Origin of the sequence: Burkholderia sp. JP2-270, assembly GCF_003233675.1 — a bacterium.
In the GTDB taxonomy this organism is placed as follows: Bacteria; Pseudomonadota; Gammaproteobacteria; order Burkholderiales; family Burkholderiaceae; genus Burkholderia; species Burkholderia pyrrocinia_C.
The window spans coordinates 412,080-429,400 of sequence record NZ_CP029826.1; the positions used below are offsets into that span (position 1 = coordinate 412,080).

Sequence of the window (17,321 nt, forward strand, 5' to 3'; positions counted from 1 at the left end):
GCGTTATTGTCCCGACGAAGAACGACGAAGCGCGAGCAGGTGCTCGAGCGAGAAGAGGATGATCGCGATCGCTGCGGGCATCGTGATCAGGTAGCGCACGCCTTCGGGCAGCCCGATGATCGGAATGCGGTCGCCCATCGTCTCGGCGGCCATGCTGCCGCAGCCGGCCATGATCGCGATCGCGAACGCGATCAGGCTCAGGTGCTGGATCGCGACGACCAAGGTGCGGGCGTTCGGCGGCAGCCGGCGCACGAGCGAATCGAGGCCGATATGGCCGCCGTCGCGCACCTTCATCGCCGCACCGAACATCGCGATCACGATCACGAGCAGCAGCGCGATCGGCTCGACGAAATCCGGCGCGTTCTCGAACACGTAGCGCATCACCACCGCATAGAACACCAGCACCGTGAGCACCGCGAGACAGGCCGACGCGATCACGGCCAGCACGCGGAACAGCCCGTCGTTCACGCAGCGCAGGAGCGGCGCGGCGTGCGGCCGCGCCGGCGCCGCGCCGTCCGGGGCGGCGGCCGACGAACCCGCGGCTGCCGCGCTGTTCAGGGAAGTGCGACGCGTCACTTGGTCGCCTCGATCTCGTCGACGATCTGCTTCATCTGCGGCGTCTTTTCATACTTCGTCCACAGCGGCTGCATCGCCTTCACGAACGCCGCGCGGTCGATCTGCGCGGCCGGCAGGATCTTCGCGCCGCCCTTCGTCACCGCCTGCTGCGCGGACGCCTCGCGCGCGGTCCACAGCTTCTGGTAGTACGGCACCGAATCGGCCGCCGCCTTCCTGATCGCCGCCTGCTCCTGCGGCGACAGCGTGTCCCAGATCTTCTTCGAGAACACCAGCACTTCCGGCGTCATCGCATGCTGCGTCTGCGAGTAATCGGGCGCCACTTCGTAGTGCTTGGTTTCCTCGTACGACGGCAGGTTGTTTTCCGCTGCGTCGACGAGGCCCGTCTTCAGGCCCGTGTACACCTCGGCGAACGGCATCGGCGTCGGCGTGCCGCCCATCGCCCTGATCTCGTCGACCATCAGGTCGGACGGTTGCACGCGCACCTTCAGCCCCTTCATGTCGGCCGGCGTGCGCACCGGGCGCTTCGCGTAGATCGAACGCGCGCCGCTCTCGTAGAACGTCAGCGCGATCATCCCCTTCGCCGTGAACGCATCGAGGATCTTCTGGCCGGCCGGGCCGTACATCGCCTTGCGGAAATGGTCGACGTCGCGGAACAGGAACGGGAACGACGGGATCAGCGATTCCGGCACGATCTCGTTGAACGACGCGCCGTTCACGCGCGCCATGTCGATCGCGCCGATCCGGACCTGGTCGACCGTGTCCTTTTCGGAGCCGAGCGCGCTGTTGCCGAACACCTTGATCGAATCCTTGCCGCCGGTCTGCTTCGACAGCTCGTCGCCCATGAACTTCACCGCCATGTTGGTCGGGAAGTTGTCGCCGTGCACGTCCGCCGAGCGGAACACGCGCGCCTGCGCGGACATCGCGAAGCCGGCCAGCAGCGCGACGGCCAGTGCGGTACGGGAACCGGTGAATCGGTGCTTCATGGTGAGTCTCCTTGATGGTCGTTCGTTGTTGTGCGGCGATCCGTCGGCATGCGCGCACGTCGGCGATGCGCTCCGCTGAACCGCAAAGTCATACGTCGTATGATGTGTTGACGCGAATGTACGTCGGTTAATCGTTTAACTCACTTGGTGCATACCCCTATAACCACTGCTGCCGTGGGTTTTCGGCAGAAATCGCGGAGTCGCGTTCTCTGTCCCGGCAATTTTCGACGAAACGTTTTCCGGAAATGGGTCCGCATTTGAATCGGGCGCCCACGTGGCTGTTTCCCGATGCCGGGAAGCAAACTTGCGCTTCACCTGTCGATGTCATAGGATGACTGACCACGATACAAACACACCTGCACACGGTCGAGAGCACGCGCCGGCACACGCATCGCGTGCGGCGGAACGACGAAGGTTCGGGAGAAATCCGTGCAAGCGCGGGCGCTCGCCGCGCCGTCACGTCTGCATGACCAGCGACGCCAGTTGTGCCGCGCGCGCCACATCCGTCTTCGCGTAGATCGATTTGATCTGCGCGCGCACCGTGCCGATCGACACGCCGCGCAGCGCAGCGCATTCCTGCGGCGACAGCCCATCGCAGCACAACAGCACGGCGAGATCGGCTTCGGCCGACGACAGCCCGTAGAACACGCGCAGCCGCTGCGCGCGGGCCGCCGGCGAACGCAGGTCGGCGGCTGTCATCAGCGCCGCGACGCCGGGCCGTTCACGCAGGAGGCGCGACTGCTCGGGAATCGGCATCAGCGCAAGCGACAACGGTTCGCCCGTTGCACGGCGCAGCAGCAACCCGCCGCGCGCGAACGCGTGCCGCCATTGCGCATCGTCGACGCAGCCTTCCGGCGCGAAGCGCCCGCTCACGATCCGCATTGCCGGTTCCGCCGCGATCAGTTGATCGGCCGCGCGATTCGTATAACGCAGTTCGCGATGTTCACCGAGCAGGAACACCGGCACCGGAATCGCATCGAGCGCCGATTCCGCGGCGGCCACGCGCGCCTCGAGTTCCCCGATGCGCGCCTGGATCCGCAGCGCGCGGCTGATATGCGTACCCATGATTTCGATCGTGCGGCGCTGATCGTCGGAAAGCCCTTGCGATTCGGGGCCGCTCTGTACGCTGAGGAATGCGCCGGCACCCTGTTCGCGATGGAGATACAGGCCCGAGATGCTGCCGAGCCCGTAAGGACGCAGGAATTCCTGATAGAACACGCCGTGTGTGCGCTGTCGCGGGGACAGGTGCTTGACGTCCTCGAACCAGCGGCCCGCCGGCCAGTTGCTGGCGACCGGCACGACCGGGTCGTAGCGGTAGAACTCGGTGTTGTAGGTGTGGTAACACGTGGCGACCCACGACGCGTCGTCGCCGGCCGCCTGCTCGATCGCCGGCACCCTCGCCGCGTCGTCGAACGACAGCAGCGTGGCCATGCGCACGCCGACCGTCGATCGCAGCCCGTCCAGCGCCGTTTCCCAGCGTTGATCGCCCAGCGCCGCAGCGTAGATGTCATCGATCCATGCCGATGGAATCAATCCGTTCCGTTGCATCTGGCTACCCCGCGCCGTGCGTTTTTGTCGAACGTCTTGCGCGAATCTTACTCAACCAGCGGCATTGTTCAAATTACCGATGTGCATTTGATTCGAAATACCACGTTCGCTACCGTTTATCGTCAGACGTAATGGCCATTTTCAACAAGCTTTCGGTTCCTTTTCGCACCAAGGATCCGGAACCTGGCACTCGACGACGCCGATCGGGATTGCAACGTACGTCCGCGGAATTCATCGCGACGCCGGCTATTCATCAGGATCGACGTATGTCATGATGCAGCGCATGAAGATCCGAAACGCGACGACCCACCTGCATCATCACCACGGACGCCCTCTGTTGCGCCGTGGTTCGTTTCGCATCTAGCACTTGCATCGGGAGCTTTCCCGATCAAGACGACAACCAAGGCGCCTCCGGCGCCTTTTTTGTTTTTTGTCGCCTGACAAACCTGCTGCGCCGATCAATCGATAACGTACGGAGTGTTTTCAATGCAACGACCGTGGAAGGAAGTGTCCTTGTCGGATTTGCCGCTCAGGGAGGATCTCAGGTTGCAGCACGCATACGGGGCACCGCAGCTCGACGTGCCGGTCTGCCTGAACGTCAACGAGAATCCGTATCCGCCGTCGGCATCGCTCGTCGAGCGCATCGCGACTGCCGTGGCCGACGCGGCGCGACAGGCGAACCGCTATCCCGACCGCGACTTTGGCGAGTTGCGAGCGCATCTGGCCGCCTATCTGACGCACGACACCGGCGTGACGGTCGACACGTCGAGCGTCTGGGCAGCCAACGGTTCGAATGAAGTGATCCAGCAGATTCTTCAAACGTTTGGCGGCCCGGGGCGATCGGCGCTGGCCTTCACGCCCGCGTATCCGATGTACGACGAATACTGCCGCACGACCTTCACGCGCCTGCATACGTTGCCGCGTACCGAGGATTTCGCGCTGGATCCGAATCAGGCGATCGACAGCATCCGCGAGCATCGGCCGAGCGTGATTCTGCTGACGTCGCCGAACAACCCGACCGGGACCGCGCTTCCCGTCGACGATATCCGCGCCATACTCGACATCGCGCCGGGCGTGGTGGTCGTCGACGAAGCGTATGCGGAGTTCCGGCGCCACGGCGTCCGCAGCGCGGTGACGCTGCTGCCCGACCATCCGCGGCTCGTCGTTACCCGCACGCTAAGCAAGGCGTTCAAGTTCGCGGGCGGCCGCGTCGGGTATTGCGCATGCGCGCCTGCGATCGTCGAAGCGCTGAAGCTGGTTCGGCTGCCCTATCACCTGTCCGCCTTTACGCAGGCGGCCGCCTGCGCGGCGCTGGTCGCGCGTGACGAGATGCTGTCGCAGGTCGATGCGATCAAGGCCGAGCGCGACGCAATCGTTCGCTGGCTGCGCAGCCAGGGTTTCACCGTGGCCGATTCGGACGCCAACTTCGTGATGTTCGGCAAGTTTGCCGATCGCCACCGGATCTGGAGCGGACTCCTGCGCCACGGCGTCCTGATTCGCGAGTCCGGCCCGCCGGAATACCTGCGCGTGTCCATCGGCACCGCGGCGGAAATGGCCGCGTTTCGCGCTGCGTTGCTTGCGGTGATGGCGAACGAACGGGCAACGGGCCATGCGGTCGATGGCGCAATGGAGGGCGACGTTTGATGTCACGCCCGTTCGGGTGCGCCGTGCCGGCCACGTCGCCCATCGCGGCGGCCAGTGCATGCAGCGCAATGCCCAACGATGCACTTACTTCACCGCCACGTATCGCGATTCCATCTCGTCGATCTTCGCGAGCACCGTTTCGCTGAGCTTTTTGAGGTGACGCGGCACATCGGGCGTCGACAGCAGTTCCTCGATCCGCCCTCGCCAGTAACTCGGGTGCCTCACGCGTGCGGCACCCGACATCGATACGTCGTCAGCGATCGTCTCGCTGTCCAGGAGAGCCACCATTCTCTGGATGTGAGAAAGCTCTCGTTCTACATAGTCTCGTGCCAGCATATTGATTGAAATTCCCCGAAATGCGACATCAGACCTTCCGTCATCAACGCGCCATCGTGCGGCGATGCAGTGAGGCATTGATGCCCCGCACACATGCCCGTCAGCGTACGCCCAGCCTGTGTCAGTCAACTGCGTAGGCATTCCCGGCGTTCGACACGGAATGGCAACCCTGTCCGTGCGTTCCGGTTACATCCATCCCCGATGTGCTGCTGCCAATCGTAGGCGGACTGTCCGGCGCCGGCATCCCCAAAAGTGGGGATGCCGGCCGAAATCGGGGAAATGCGGTTTCAGGAAATGACGGGAAGCGGAATGGCCGGCGAGCACGTGGCTGCCCGCCGGCGCTGCGGCGCGATAGCGCCCGACTCGAACGGCCTGCCGCCGGTGCGCTGCTGCCGGGAGAGTCGGAAACGGGGATTTTCAGCGTGCGCGAGCGGATCTCGGTGCGGGATCAACGGCGGAGCGCAATCGGATGCGGCGCCGCGTGCACGGGCCCGGACGGCCCTCTTTCACCGCTTCGTCGCGCTGCCAGTTCGGCTGACGAAGCATCGGGGCTGTCCGCGTTGAACTGCGTCATGCAGTTCAGGTCGAGTGCACGTATCTGCTCGGTCATGAAGTCGACGAAAATTCGAATGCGCGTCGGAAGATGTTGCCGGCTGAGATAGCAGATGTAGTGCCCGCGATCGTCCGGCACATGCTTCGCCAGCGCGACGACGAGCTCGTTCGATGCGATATGGTCGCGGATCTGATAACCCGCCATCTGCGCAATGCCCGATCCGCTCAGAACCGCACGCAACACCAGATCCGTGTCGTTGAACGTGAGGCGGGACGTCGGCAGGTACTTTTGCACGCGGCCGTCGACATTGAATTCCCATTCGAATACGCGACCGCTGGCAAGACGGAAATTGATGCACTCGTGCCGGGCCAGATCCTCCAGATGCTGCGGAAGGCCATGCCTGGCCACATACGACGGCGCCGCGCACAGCGCCATCTGCATCGGAATCAGTTGCCGGGCAATGATGCTGGAGTCCTCGATGCGTCCGTTGCGAAACGACACGTCGATCCGTTCCGCGACCAGGTCGATCGGCCGGTCGTCGAGCAGCAGATCGATGACGATGTCCGGGTAGGCGTTCGCAAACGTTTCCAGCAGCGGCGCAACGACTTTCCTGCCGAATCCCACCGCGGAACTGATACGAATGAGGCCGCGCGGCGGCCCCTCCCGCAGTTCCAGCATGTCGTTCATGGCTTCCACGATCTGCGCAACGCCCTGATGGCAGTTCTCGAAGAATCGCTGGCCTTCGCAAGTCAGTTCGGTCGTGCGCGTGGTCCGCTGGAACAGCCGCGTACTCAACTGCGCCTCCAGCTTCTGGACGTTCCGGCTCACGGCCGGCCGGCCGACGCCGAGACGTTCGGCGGCCTTGGTAAAACTCCCCTCGCTCGCCACCGCGACGAACGCAAGGATGCCCGCATAGCTTGCACCGAAGCTCGCTGACAAAGCATCGGCGCGGCCTGGCAAGTCACGACGAATGCCGTGCTCCGATGTATCCGATTGATTCATTTCCGCAGCCCCCATACATTCCGCTCATTCTGATTGCACGTCGCAGGCGTACGCCTGCGAACCGCCCTCCTTGCGAAACGCGAATCAGCCTCTTGCGAGCCACTGGTCGAGACCGATGCGACCGAGTCGCGCATTCCCGAGCGGCACCAGCGATTTTTCCTCGACACGGCCGCCGTAATAGCGGGCGTCGCGATCGGTCACCACGGCGCGCGTGTCGCCGACCGATTTCAGATAGCGTGCGACGATCTCCGCGAACGGCGCGCGGTCCGGGCCTGCGATCTCGACCGTGCCGTTCAGCGGCCCGGCAAGCGCGATCTGTGCAAGGAGCGCCGAGACGTCTTCCGCGGCGATCGGCTGAAACAGCCCGTCACCGATGCGAACCGTACCGCCTTCCGTGCCGAAATCCGCAATGCCGCCGATGAACTCCATGAATTGCGTTGCGCGCACGATCGTGTACGGCACGCCCGCTGCTTCGATCGCCTGTTCCTGCGCGACCTTGGCCGCGAAATAGCCGTTCTCCGGCATCCGGTCGCAGCCGACGATCGACAGCGCGACGTGATGGCACACGCCTGCGGCCACTTCGGCCTTGCCGAGATTACGCGCCGATGTACGGAAGAAGTCCAGCACCGCCTGCGGTTCCCAAGATGGTGCATTCGCCACGTCCACGACGACGTCCGCATCGGTCAACGCGTCGGTCAGGCCTTCGCCCGTGATGGTATTGACGCCGGTGCGCGGCGATGCGGCAAGTGCCTGATGGCCCGCTTCGCCGAGCAGCGTGACGACACGCGAGCCGATCAGGCCCGAACCGCCGATGACAACGATCTTCATCGCAAAATCTCCTGACGAAAGGATTTCATTTGAATGCGCGGGAGCGTCACGGGCGCCGCCTTCGACGAAGAAGCTCATTCATGCCCGTCACATCGCATGGCGCAATTGTGGAAGTATCATGTCCTATCGATAAGAGCCAAGAATCGTCGATCCAACTAGTCCATGTCGTGTCCGTTCCCGCGATCCACAAGGCCATGATGTCCGCGTCAACGCCCGCCCTGACCATCGAAATCGACCGGCACCATCAGTTGCCGATCTATCTGCAGATTTGCGAGCGGTTCAGAACCGCGATCGCCGCGGGCCATCTGCGTCCCGGCGATCGCGTGCCCGCGCTGCGCGGGCTGGCGACGCAACTGAACACGGCGCGCGGCACCGTCGAACAGGCTTACATGATTCTGGTCGACGAGGGCTATCTGCAAATGCGCGGCGCGGCAGGCACGTTCGTATCGCCGTCCCTGCCGATATCGCTGACGGGTTCGCTGCCCGCGCGTGCCGTCGAACCGGCACAGCGCGCCGCAGACGCCGGTTCGCAAACGGCGTCGGATATGCCGCTCGGCAATCAGGCTCCACCGCGCCCGCAGCCGATCGCCGTCGCGATGAGCGGCGAGCCGCGCCCGTTGCAACCCGGGCTCCCGGCGCTCGACGCATTTCCGCGCAAGGTATGGCACCGGCTCGTGTCGCTGCGCGCGCGCAGCGGCGAACGCGCGCTGCTCGGCTACCCGAATCCGCTTGGTTACCGGCCGCTGCGCGAGCACATCGCCACCTATCTGACCCTGTCGCGTGGCGTCACCTGCGCGCCGGAACAGGTGTTCGTCACCGGCGGCTACCGCGCGACGCTGGAGCTCGTGCTGCGCAGCCTCGCGCGCCCGAACGACCGTGTATGGTTCGAGGATCCCGGCTATCTGCTCGCACGCGGCTTTCTGTCCGAGACCGGTGTCCAGCTGGTGCCGGTGCCGGTGGACGCCGAAGGGATCGACGTCGAGCGCGGCATGCAACTGGACGCACGGGCGCGCTTCGCGCTGGTGACGCCGTCGCATCAGAGCCCGCTCGGGCATACGCTGTCGCTTGCCCGGCGCATTGCCCTGCTGGATTGGGCCGAAACAGCGTCGGGCTGGATCGTCGAGGACGACTACGACAGCGAGTTTCGCTATCTGGGCCGCCCGCTGCCGGCGTTGAAGAGTCTCGACCGGCGGGATCACGTGATTTATTGCAGCACGTTCAGCAAGGCGATGTATCCCGGCTTGCGACTTGCGTACGCGGTCGTGCCCGAGCGCGCGGTGGAGCGCGTCGAACGGGTCGCGAGCAGCATGAACGCCGGCTCGCCGACGCTCCTGCAGGCGGCCATGGCGGATTTCATCGAACAGGGACACTTTGCCCGCCATCTGAAGCGGATGCGCACGCTGTATGGCGAGCGACGCACGCTGATCGTGCACGCGTTGCAGCAGGCGTTCGGCGAGCGCTTGATCGTCGAATTGCCAGCCGGCGGTATCCAGTTCGCGGTGCAGTTCCCCGAAGGGCCCGACGGCCCGGTCGACGACGTCGCCGTTGCCGCGCGCGCCCGCGACGCGGGACTCGCGATCTTGCCGCTGTCTATCTGGTATGCGAACAGCCGCACGCGGCAAACGCCGCGCGGCCTCATCATCGGATTCGCGAACATCGCCGATGCCGGCGAAGCGCGTCGCCTCGCGCAAACGCTGCGCGCGTGCGTGGATCGCTAAAGCTCGGCACGCAGCCGTCGCATTCGGCGTTACGAGCCCGCACCCGCGTTTTGCCGGGGCTGGCGAACGGGATCGGCGCAATGGCCATCATGAAGCGCACCGGCGACAGCCAGACGCCGTCGGGCCGGATTGGTGTCGAACGGGAAACATCATGTCACCCTCGGCGGCCATACCGCCGCCATCCGCACTCCTTTAACATGGGGGCGGCGTTGTCCCGCAGACTAACCGGGAATCGGGCTGCACCACGAGATTGCCGCATTCCTTATATGGCCGTTCGTTCCATGCCATCTCCCGAAGACGATGTCTGCCCGGGCAGTGCGGCCCGCCTTCGCAAAATGCTTCGACGAATCGATCAACCGGGATCGGAACGCGCGTCCTTGAACTCGAGAATGCATCATGCACGACAAGAAGCTGCAAGCCCCTCCGCTTTCCCTGCTCGACCGGTATCGGGGCCGGGATTTCCATCCCCTCTATACGACGACTGTCACGGTTTCCGGCGGCGAGACGGGGCACGGCCGCGCATCCGGCGTGGCACGCTCGGATGACGGGAATCTTGCCGTGGATCTGCGGCTGCCCGCCGAGTTCGGCGGCCCCGGCAACGGCACCAATCCCGAACAACTGTTCGCGGCGGGCTTTGCCGCGTGCTTCCATGGGGCGCTGAACCTGATCGAGAAGCGCGCCGCAATGGAGATCGCCGACACGGTCGTGGAGGTGCAAGTGTCGTTCGGCCGCGATCCGATGGATGGCGGCTATGCACTGGTCATCGATGTGCGGGTCCGGATGCCTGGTGTAGACCGAAGCACGGCGGAAGAGATGGTTCGAACTGCGGAACGCTTGTGCCCGTATGCGAAGATGGCCAGACAGGGGTCGGTCAATATCGTGACCGTCGTCGACTGACTCGCCGCCCGGCAGGCGGCGCGATTGTCTGTCGAAGACGCTCATCGCCGCCGCCCGCCTGAGCGGCTGCTCATATCGCAGCCGCTCAGGCGGCGCGAACGGGTCAATCGAACGACGCTTGCGGGTTACCCGCTGCCAACGCTTCGGCACGATTCGGCGCCGGCGGGTAGATCCACTGCGTGTTGATCACCTGTTTGCGCACCTTTCCTTCCGCGTGCGTCAGCTTGATCTGACGGTCCCAGCCTTCCGAGTAAACCGCGCCCCATTCGCCAAGGTCGAGGCAGGTCGCATAGAACGGCTGTCGGTATTCGAGCGTGGGCAACCCGATCAGATCCGAGGCGACGTTGTGCCCGCCGAATTGCCCCATCACGATCGCGTGTTGACAGGACATCAATGCATAGTGCCCGTCATCGTCGCTCCGGGCGCGCGCCACATCTCCCGCCACGAACACGTGGGGAGCTTCCGCGACGCGAAGATCGGGCGTGACCTCGACGCGCCCGAGCGGGTCAAGATGCGACGAGACTTGCGCCGTCAGCGAGCTCGCACGCATGCCACCGGCCCAGATCACGGTCATCGCTTCGACATGGGTGCCCGACGCGGTGCGAACGCCGTCTGCCCCGACCGACACGACGCGCGATCCGAGTACGGTCTCGATGCCCAGCGAGTCGAAGGCTTCCGATACGTACGGCCGAGGATTGGGGCCGAGGTCGGGACCAATATCGTCCTGCGCTCCGATCACGACGACACGACTCGCAACGTCGGCGCCAAGCCACTCGCGCAGGCGCTTCGGCAATTCGGTGGCGACCTCGATACCCGTAAAGCCGCATCCGACAACGGCGACCGTATTGCGTACCGGAGAATCCGGCAGCTTCGCCAGCGCCGCGAAATGCGCATCGAGCGCTACCGCGTCTTCAATACGATCGACCGAGAACGCGTGTTCCGCCAGCCCCGGAACCGGCGGTCTGCTCAACGAGCTGCCACTGGTCAGCAGCAACCTGTCATACGCCAGCAAACGCTTTTGTCCGCCGGTCAGGGCAACACCGAGCGTCTTCTCGCGAACGGAAATCTCCTCGACACTGGCCTCGATGAAATTCACGCCGACAGCATCGAGCAACGGCAGCAGCGGTGCGGCCATCCGTTGCGGCTCGCTTTCGTACAGCCGCGGCCGGATCTGCAATTCCGGTTTCGGGGAGATCAACGTGATTTCAACGTCACCGCTTCCCACACCGGCCTTGTCGAGCACGCGAGCCGCACCCAGTGCTCCCCACACTCCGGCGAAGCCGGCACCCACGATCAAGATTTTCTTCGACATGATTTTTGCCTTCGGTTGGAAAACTGCAAGATCGACGACAGGCACCGAACTCGATGCACCAGGTGCCTGCTTCGTTACTCGGCGATTCTTCACGAGCGCCGCACGAAGTCATCGTAGGTCGGCGCGGTTTGCCCCGGTAGATCCGCGATCGGGCTCATGGTGTTGCCTCTTCGGCACCAATCAATCCTGTTCCGCCGAATCAAGCGTCGGGCATCATGCGTAACGGAAGATCTTTCACCCATACGTCACGAACACCGAATGCGCAGCGTCCGGGAAGCGGTCCCGCCGTGGTCAGACGGAGCGGGTATTCGCGCGGCCGCGCACGTTGTCGGCAAACCGCTTTCATCGTCACCTTCAATATCCCGAGGCACAAAAAATGCATCTTGGAAAATCGTATAAATTCTCCGAGTTCCTGATCTGGACTCGCCGAAAAATTTACGAACTTCTCATTTGCGGCTCCGTACCGGTTGTGCTGTACAAGTGCTTCTCATTCACCTGGTTATCTGTACCACTTACGATCGTGGTGCTGCTTGGAACGGCAACGTCGTTCATCGTCGGCTTCAAGAACGTTCAAACGTACAACAGGGCAATGGACGCCCTGGACATCTGGACCGACATACTGAGCAAAAGCCGCCGCTGGGGCCAGCTCACGCGGGATCTGGTCGAAGATGAAGCGGTTGCCCGGAAACTGGTGTACCGGCACCTGGCCTGGCTGACAGCGCTGCGATACGACCTGCGTCGACCGCTTGTCTGGGAAAGCACGAGCAAACGCTACAACGCCGAATATCGCCGGTTCTATCGTGTTCCGGAGTGGGAAAAGGATCTCGGCAAGTTATTGCCGGAATATCTGTCTCCGTCAGAAACATCGCAAGCGCTTGCTTCCGCCTCGATCCCGACATGCGTGCTGAACCTGCAAGGGAACTCGCTCAGGACGCTTCACCGGGCGGGACACCTGAATTCAAGCTTCTATATGGAGCTTCAAAAGCTTGTCGGCGATTTCATCGATCTTCAGTCGAAATCGGAACGGTTCAAGAACTTTCCCTATCCACGCCAGTATGCGACGGTCAGCTCGCTGTTCGTGAGGTTCTTCTGCTTCTCCTTCCCATTCGGACTGCTTCGCGAATTCGACAGACTGAACGACGGCGTGAGCGGCTTCATGCATGGGAACATGGTGTGGCTGGTCGTGCCATGCAGCGTCGCGGTATCGTGGATGTACACATCGCTCGAACAGGTTGGGGAAAGCACGGAAAATCCGTTCGAGGGCGGCGCAAACGACGTTCCCATCTCGACGATGTGCAGCTCGATCGAGCGCGATCTGAAGCATATTCTCGGAGAACATGGCGGCGATCCGTCGAACCGGACGGTCATCGCATTATAGGGAATCCGGTGTATTCAGGCCGGCATGTTTCATCGTTGCGCATCTGCCATCCTGTCGTTGATTGTTGTCGCCGAGACAACACGGTGAGGTCCTTTTCAGGGCTACTGCCGCAAGACGACATCGCCTACGCTTGGTCCTGACGGTAGCCGCTCACGTTTCCCGATGCGATCCGGGAAACGACGCGACACCGTAAGAGAGAAATGTGCGAACGCGCGCGGCAAGTCCTCATTGCCTTGCGCGATCGCTCGTCATTCGCCGCGGCGGCAAAAGCCGCGGCGACGAGTGTTACGCAGCACCTCACCAAGCGAGGAACGATCCGTGACAGAAGAAGATATCCGCAGCAACGCCTTTGCGATGCCCGTGCACAACCCGGCGTATCCGCGTCCGCCCTTCCGTTTCATCAACCGCGAGTACTTCATCATCTCGTACGAGACGGATGTGGACGCGCTTCGGGCCGTCGTCCCGGCACCCCTGACGGTCGACAACGCAGTCGTCCATTACGAGTTCATCCGCATGCCCGATTCGTCCGGGTTCGGCGACTACACGGAAAGCGGCCAGGTGATCTCCGTGCTCGACGAGGACGGCAATCGCGCCAACTTCACTCACGCGATGTATCTGGACGACGAAGGCCCGATCGCAGCCGGACGCGAAATCTGGGGTTTTCCCAAGAAGCTGGCTTCGCCGAAGCTCTGCATCGACGGCAAGGACACCCTGCTCGGCACGCTCGACTATGGCACGCAGCGCATCGCCACCGGAACGATGGGTTACAAGTATCGCGCCCTCGACACGGCGGCCGAACGCCGCAAACTCGCCAATACACCCAACTATCTGCTCAAGGTCGTTCCGCACGTCGATGGCTCGGCTCGCATCTGCGAACTCGTGCGCTTCTTCCTGCGCGATGTCGACGTGATCGGCGCCTGGGAGGGGCCTGCAGCGCTCGAACTGCATCCCCACGCACTCGCATCGGTCGCCGATCTGCCGGTTCGAAAGGTGATCGGCGCACGTCACGTCATTGCGAATCTCACGCTCGATATCGGCGAGGTGGCTTATGACTATCTCGCCCCTGCCGAGTCGTTGAAACTCGCGGTCAACCAGTAACCTCCCGGAGGACGTATGCCAATGAACGACAAGGTTGCACTCGTGACAGGTGCGGCAAGCGGTATCGGCGAAGTGTGCGCGCGCAAGCTCGCGAAAGACGGCGCAACGGTGGCAATTGCGGATCTGAATCTCTCGAATGCCAAAAAAGTCGCCGACGATATCGTTGCCGACGGCGGGAAAGCGCTTGCGGTCGAGATGGACGTAACCAGCGAGGAAGCGGTCGATGCGGGTGTGGCCGAAACGGTGAACCGGCTGGGCGGCATCGATGTGCTCGTGTCGAATGCCGGCATCCAGATCGTCAACCGGATCGAGGACTACGCATTTTCCGACTGGAAGAAGATGCTCGCCATTCACCTCGACGGTGCGTTCCTGACGACCAGGGCCGCGATCCGGCACATGTACGCGTCGCACAAGGGCGGCTCGGTGATCTACATGGGCTCGGTGCATTCGCACGAGGCCTCGCAGCTCAAGTCGGCTTACGTGACCGCGAAACACGGGTTGCTCGGTCTCGCGCGGGTTGTCGCGAAAGAAGGCGGGCCGCGTAACGTGCGCGCCAATGTCGTGTGCCCGGGCTTCGTCCGAACCCCGCTGGTCGACAAGCAGATCCCCGAACAGGCGAAGGCGCTGGGAATTTCCGAACAGCAGGTCGTGAAAGACGTGATGCTGAAAGAGACGGTCGACGGCGAATTCACGTCGCTGGCCGATGTCGCGAACACCGTCGCGTTCCTCGCCGGCGTCGAATCGAACGCGCTCACCGGACAGTCGATCGTCGTCAGCCACGGCTGGTTCATGCAGTAAGGAGAAAACCATGTATTCGAGCCAGCGTAACAAGCTGAAGCAACCCCATCGCATCGATCTCCCGGCATACGACGAAATCGGGCTCGTGCTGCAGGGCGGCGGCGCACTTGGCTCATACCAGGCCGGCGTATACGAAGGCATGGCCGAAGTCGGCGTGGAGCCGACGAGAATATCCGGGGTATCGATCGGTGCGCTGAATACGGCGATCATCGCCGGCAATGCGCCCGCGGATCGAGCGGAAGCGTTACGCGGCTTCTGGAACACCATCAGTCAGCCGGCCGATGCGCTCTCGCACATTGGAGCGTTCATGCCGGCGTGGCCCGGACTCGAAGACATCGGTCGCAAGTGGTCGAGCGCATGGGCCGCAACGCGCACGCTGATGGAAGGTCAGAGCGGGTTCTTCTCCCCGCGCATGCATGTGCCTTTCGCCGGGATCGGCCGGAAGCGCCCCGACCAGGTCAGCCACTACGACACGTCGGCGTTGCGTGAAACGCTTTTGCGGTACGCAAACTTCGATCGCATCAACGACGGGAACATTCGCGTATCCGTTGGCGCTGTCAACATACGAACGGGCAATCTCGTCTATTTCGACAATTCGAAAATGCGTCTGGCACCGGAGCATTTCATCGCCTCCGGTGCGCTGCCGCCGGGTTTTCCGGCAGTCGAGATCGATGGCGAGTTCTACTGGGACGGCGGGCTGGTTTCCAACACGCCGCTCACCGAGATCATCCGGGAAAGCCAGCACAGGGACACGCTCGTTTTCCAGATCGACCTGTGGAGCTCGCGAGGCAAGCTGCCGGGCGATTTCCTCGATGTCAGCGAGCGCGCCAAGGACATTCAATATTCGAGCCGCACGCGAGCCATCACCGCGTTCATGTCGCAGAACCAAAAGCATGCGCAGATGATCAAGGCGCTGCTCGAACACATACCAGAAGACGTGCGGCTTGCGCACCCTCTGTTGCAGGAGGCGCAGAAAACGGCGGACGGCAGCACGGTGAATGTCGTGCACCTGATCTACAAGAACAAGTCGTTCGAGGGGCACTACAAGGACTACGAATTCAGCAAGGAGACGATGCGAGAGCATTGGGCGAGCGGTCTCGAGGATATTCGCCGTTCGTTCGGATACCCCGAATGGTTCGAGATTCCGAGCCGCGAGATCGGCTTCGTCACGCGCGACGTGCACCGCTATCGACAGGATGCCAATGAAACTGCCGGGCCCGGCAAGGACACGCTTTCGCCAGCAAGACACGAGCCGGAAAAAGAGGCGTCCGCCGCGAGGTAGCGCGTATCGGCTTCTTCCCCCGGTCATTCCTTACGGGCTCGAAGGCGGAGAACCTCGGAGCACAGCGCCGCGCCGCCGTGTTTTCCACCGTGCGAGCGAACGGTGCTTTCCCGGGCCGGACGTCTTCCGATGTACGGCCCGGCTGTTTCCGTTGCCGATCAGATGTGTCGGACCGTTTCGATGACGGCAAGTCCGGAACCGGCGTCGGACACCGCAGTTCATGGCAGCGCAATGAACGACCTTCGACACCGATACGTGCAAGCCACAAGGAGAGCATCATGATTTCGCATGAACTGATCGCACGGTATGGCACGTTGGTCGTATTCCTTAACGTGCTCGGATCTTCGCTGGGCCTGCCCTTGCCGGCCATACCGACATTGATCACGGTGGGAGCGGGCATTGCGCTCGTCACGCACGTTGCGTCGGCAACGTTACTGCATTTCGCGGCGATACTGGTCGCCGCCGTGATTGGCGGCGTGCTCGGCGACCTGGCCTGGTTCCAGGGCGGCAAGCGGTACGGCAAGCGCACGCTTCATACCGTTTGCAAATTGTCGCAATCGCGTGAAACATGCGTGCGGACGACGGAGCGCTTTTTTGGACGCTGGGGCGTCCGCGTGCTGGTCGTTGCGCGGTTCGTACCTGGCCTGTCGCTCGTTGCCGTTCCCCTGTGCGGCGCGATGGCCGTCAGGTTGCGCTCCTTCGTCCTGCACGATTGCGCCGGCGTTGCGCTTTGGGCATCGGTCGGCCTGGCCATCGGCGCCATATTCGCTTCGCAGGTCGACGTGATCTTTTCCCTTGTCGCCCGTCTCGGCTGGCATGCGCTTATCGTCGCCGGCATTGCACCGCTGCTGTATGTCGCGTATCGCTACTGCCGGCGATTTACGCTGGCAAATGCGCTCGGGAACGCGCGGATCAGCGCGGGTGAGTTGCATGCGTTGCTCGCGAACAACCCGCGGCCGGTCGTGATCGATGTCCGCTCCACCGAACGACGAATGCGCGATCCGTTCGTTATTCCAGGCGCAGTTATTGCCGATGAACGGAAGCCCGCGCAGATCATGGAACGCTATGGGGCGAACCGGACGCTCATCATCTATTGTGCGTGCCCGCACGAAGTGTCTGCGGCGTCGGTGGCCAGGCAGTTGCGGCTGTCCGGCGTCAAGCTTGCATTGCCGCTCACTGGCGGGATCGATGCATGGCGTGTCGAAGGTTTCGACGTCGAACCGATCATGGCGATAAATGAGGCGGCAATCGGCGGAGCAGAGCGAAAGCTTTTCACGCATTGATCGCAGTCGCGTCCACAACGTGCACGAGTATCCGGGTACGGCGCCATTCCGGCCCTTCTGGTTGGCGCGCCGCCACGCAGCGGAC

The 17,321-nt window shown here is 63.0% G+C and carries 15 protein-coding genes; 8 read left to right on the forward strand and 7 right to left on the reverse strand.

What is annotated here, in order from left to right; translation table 11 throughout:
• Positions 1 to 3: 3 nt before the first annotated feature.
• From DM992_RS34505 to DM992_RS34515, 3 genes are all read right to left on the reverse strand, one after another.
• Positions 4 to 576, reverse strand: a complete 573-nt coding sequence (locus DM992_RS34505; RefSeq protein WP_111020757.1) for a TRAP transporter small permease — start codon at positions 574 to 576, stop codon at positions 4 to 6.
• Positions 573 to 1,559, reverse strand: coding sequence for a TRAP transporter substrate-binding protein (locus DM992_RS34510; RefSeq protein WP_111020758.1), 987 nt, complete (start codon positions 1,557 to 1,559; stop codon positions 573 to 575). Before DM992_RS34510 ends, DM992_RS34505 begins: the two co-directional genes overlap by 4 nt.
• Positions 1,560 to 2,015: 456 nt before the next feature.
• On the reverse strand, positions 2,016 to 3,107 hold the full coding sequence (locus DM992_RS34515; protein ID WP_111020759.1) for a helix-turn-helix transcriptional regulator: 1,092 nt from the start codon (positions 3,105 to 3,107) through the stop codon (positions 2,016 to 2,018).
• 486 nt (positions 3,108 to 3,593) lie between these two features.
• On the opposite strand from DM992_RS34515, the gene DM992_RS34520 reads away from it, so the two are divergent.
• Positions 3,594 to 4,751, forward strand: coding sequence for a histidinol-phosphate transaminase (locus DM992_RS34520; protein WP_111020760.1), 1,158 nt, complete (start codon positions 3,594 to 3,596; stop codon positions 4,749 to 4,751).
• An 84-nt stretch (positions 4,752 to 4,835) separates the two neighbouring features.
• Here the strand turns inward: DM992_RS34520 and DM992_RS34525 are convergent, their stop codons facing one another.
• From DM992_RS34525 to DM992_RS34535, 3 genes are all read right to left on the reverse strand, one after another.
• The gene (locus DM992_RS34525; RefSeq protein WP_111020761.1) at positions 4,836 to 5,087 is read right to left on the reverse strand and encodes a hypothetical protein; all 252 of its coding nucleotides are present in this window, start codon (positions 5,085 to 5,087) and stop codon (positions 4,836 to 4,838) included.
• A 448-nt stretch (positions 5,088 to 5,535) separates the two neighbouring features.
• The gene (locus DM992_RS34530; RefSeq protein ID WP_239511522.1) at positions 5,536 to 6,642 is read right to left on the reverse strand and encodes a LysR family transcriptional regulator; all 1,107 of its coding nucleotides are present in this window, start codon (positions 6,640 to 6,642) and stop codon (positions 5,536 to 5,538) included.
• 84 nt (positions 6,643 to 6,726) lie between these two features.
• The gene (locus DM992_RS34535; RefSeq protein WP_111020762.1) at positions 6,727 to 7,470 is read right to left on the reverse strand and encodes an SDR family oxidoreductase; all 744 of its coding nucleotides are present in this window, start codon (positions 7,468 to 7,470) and stop codon (positions 6,727 to 6,729) included.
• Between the two features lie 197 nt (positions 7,471 to 7,667).
• Here DM992_RS34535 and DM992_RS34540 point away from each other — a divergent pair, with 197 nt between their 5' ends.
• The gene (locus tag DM992_RS34540) at positions 7,668 to 9,188 is read left to right on the forward strand and encodes a PLP-dependent aminotransferase family protein (protein WP_111021597.1); all 1,521 of its coding nucleotides are present in this window, start codon (positions 7,668 to 7,670) and stop codon (positions 9,186 to 9,188) included.
• Positions 9,189 to 9,584: 396 nt separating this feature from the next.
• Complete coding sequence (locus DM992_RS34545) at positions 9,585 to 10,085, forward strand: Ohr family peroxiredoxin (RefSeq protein WP_111020763.1); 501 nt, start codon at positions 9,585 to 9,587, stop codon at positions 10,083 to 10,085.
• Positions 10,086 to 10,188: 103 nt separating this feature from the next.
• Here DM992_RS34545 and DM992_RS34550 read toward each other — a convergent pair whose 3' ends face one another.
• The gene (locus DM992_RS34550; protein WP_111020764.1) at positions 10,189 to 11,397 is read right to left on the reverse strand and encodes an FAD-dependent oxidoreductase; all 1,209 of its coding nucleotides are present in this window, start codon (positions 11,395 to 11,397) and stop codon (positions 10,189 to 10,191) included.
• A 376-nt stretch (positions 11,398 to 11,773) separates the two neighbouring features.
• On the opposite strand from DM992_RS34550, the gene DM992_RS34555 reads away from it, so the two are divergent.
• The 5 genes from DM992_RS34555 (at position 11,774) to DM992_RS34575 (ending at position 17,236) form a co-directional block, all read left to right on the forward strand.
• Complete coding sequence (locus DM992_RS34555; protein ID WP_111020765.1) at positions 11,774 to 12,775, forward strand: bestrophin family ion channel; 1,002 nt, start codon at positions 11,774 to 11,776, stop codon at positions 12,773 to 12,775.
• A gap of 318 nt (positions 12,776 to 13,093) precedes the next feature.
• Positions 13,094 to 13,873, forward strand: a complete 780-nt coding sequence (locus tag DM992_RS34560; RefSeq protein WP_111020766.1) for an acetoacetate decarboxylase — start codon at positions 13,094 to 13,096, stop codon at positions 13,871 to 13,873.
• 15 nt (positions 13,874 to 13,888) lie between these two features.
• Positions 13,889 to 14,671: a 3-hydroxybutyrate dehydrogenase gene (locus DM992_RS34565; RefSeq protein WP_111020767.1), complete on the forward strand. Its 783-nt coding sequence runs from the start codon at positions 13,889 to 13,891 to the stop codon at positions 14,669 to 14,671.
• A 10-nt stretch (positions 14,672 to 14,681) separates the two neighbouring features.
• On the forward strand, positions 14,682 to 15,953 hold the full coding sequence (locus DM992_RS34570; RefSeq protein WP_111020768.1) for a patatin-like phospholipase family protein: 1,272 nt from the start codon (positions 14,682 to 14,684) through the stop codon (positions 15,951 to 15,953).
• A gap of 278 nt (positions 15,954 to 16,231) precedes the next feature.
• A complete protein-coding gene (locus tag DM992_RS34575; RefSeq protein WP_111020769.1) occupies positions 16,232 to 17,236 on the forward strand; it encodes a DedA family protein/thiosulfate sulfurtransferase GlpE in 1,005 nt (334 codons plus the stop codon).
• Positions 17,237 to 17,321: the final 85 nt, after the last annotated feature.

Excerpts from the sequence above, each read along its gene's own strand:
- DM992_RS34510 (WP_111020758.1), bottom strand. The coding sequence starts at position 1,559 with ATGAAGCACCGATTCACCGGTTCCCGTACCGCACTGGCCGTCGCGCTG.
- DM992_RS34565 (WP_111020767.1), top strand. The coding sequence starts at position 13,889 with ATGCCAATGAACGACAAGGTTGCACTCGTGACAGGTGCGGCAAGCGGT.
- DM992_RS34520 (WP_111020760.1), top strand. The coding sequence starts at position 3,594 with ATGCAACGACCGTGGAAGGAAGTGTCCTTGTCGGATTTGCCGCTCAGG.
- DM992_RS34570 (WP_111020768.1), top strand. The coding sequence starts at position 14,682 with ATGTATTCGAGCCAGCGTAACAAGCTGAAGCAACCCCATCGCATCGAT.
- DM992_RS34515 (WP_111020759.1), bottom strand. The coding sequence starts at position 3,107 with ATGCAACGGAACGGATTGATTCCATCGGCATGGATCGATGACATCTAC.
- DM992_RS34575 (WP_111020769.1), top strand. The coding sequence starts at position 16,232 with ATGATTTCGCATGAACTGATCGCACGGTATGGCACGTTGGTCGTATTC.
- DM992_RS34535 (WP_111020762.1), bottom strand. The coding sequence starts at position 7,470 with ATGAAGATCGTTGTCATCGGCGGTTCGGGCCTGATCGGCTCGCGTGTC.
- DM992_RS34550 (WP_111020764.1), bottom strand. The coding sequence starts at position 11,397 with ATGTCGAAGAAAATCTTGATCGTGGGTGCCGGCTTCGCCGGAGTGTGG.
- DM992_RS34555 (WP_111020765.1), top strand. The coding sequence starts at position 11,774 with ATGCATCTTGGAAAATCGTATAAATTCTCCGAGTTCCTGATCTGGACT.
- DM992_RS34530 (WP_239511522.1), bottom strand. The coding sequence starts at position 6,642 with ATGAATCAATCGGATACATCGGAGCACGGCATTCGTCGTGACTTGCCA.
- DM992_RS34540 (WP_111021597.1), top strand. The coding sequence starts at position 7,668 with ATGTCCGCGTCAACGCCCGCCCTGACCATCGAAATCGACCGGCACCAT.
- DM992_RS34525 (WP_111020761.1), bottom strand. The coding sequence starts at position 5,087 with ATGCTGGCACGAGACTATGTAGAACGAGAGCTTTCTCACATCCAGAGA.
- DM992_RS34545 (WP_111020763.1), top strand. The coding sequence starts at position 9,585 with ATGCACGACAAGAAGCTGCAAGCCCCTCCGCTTTCCCTGCTCGACCGG.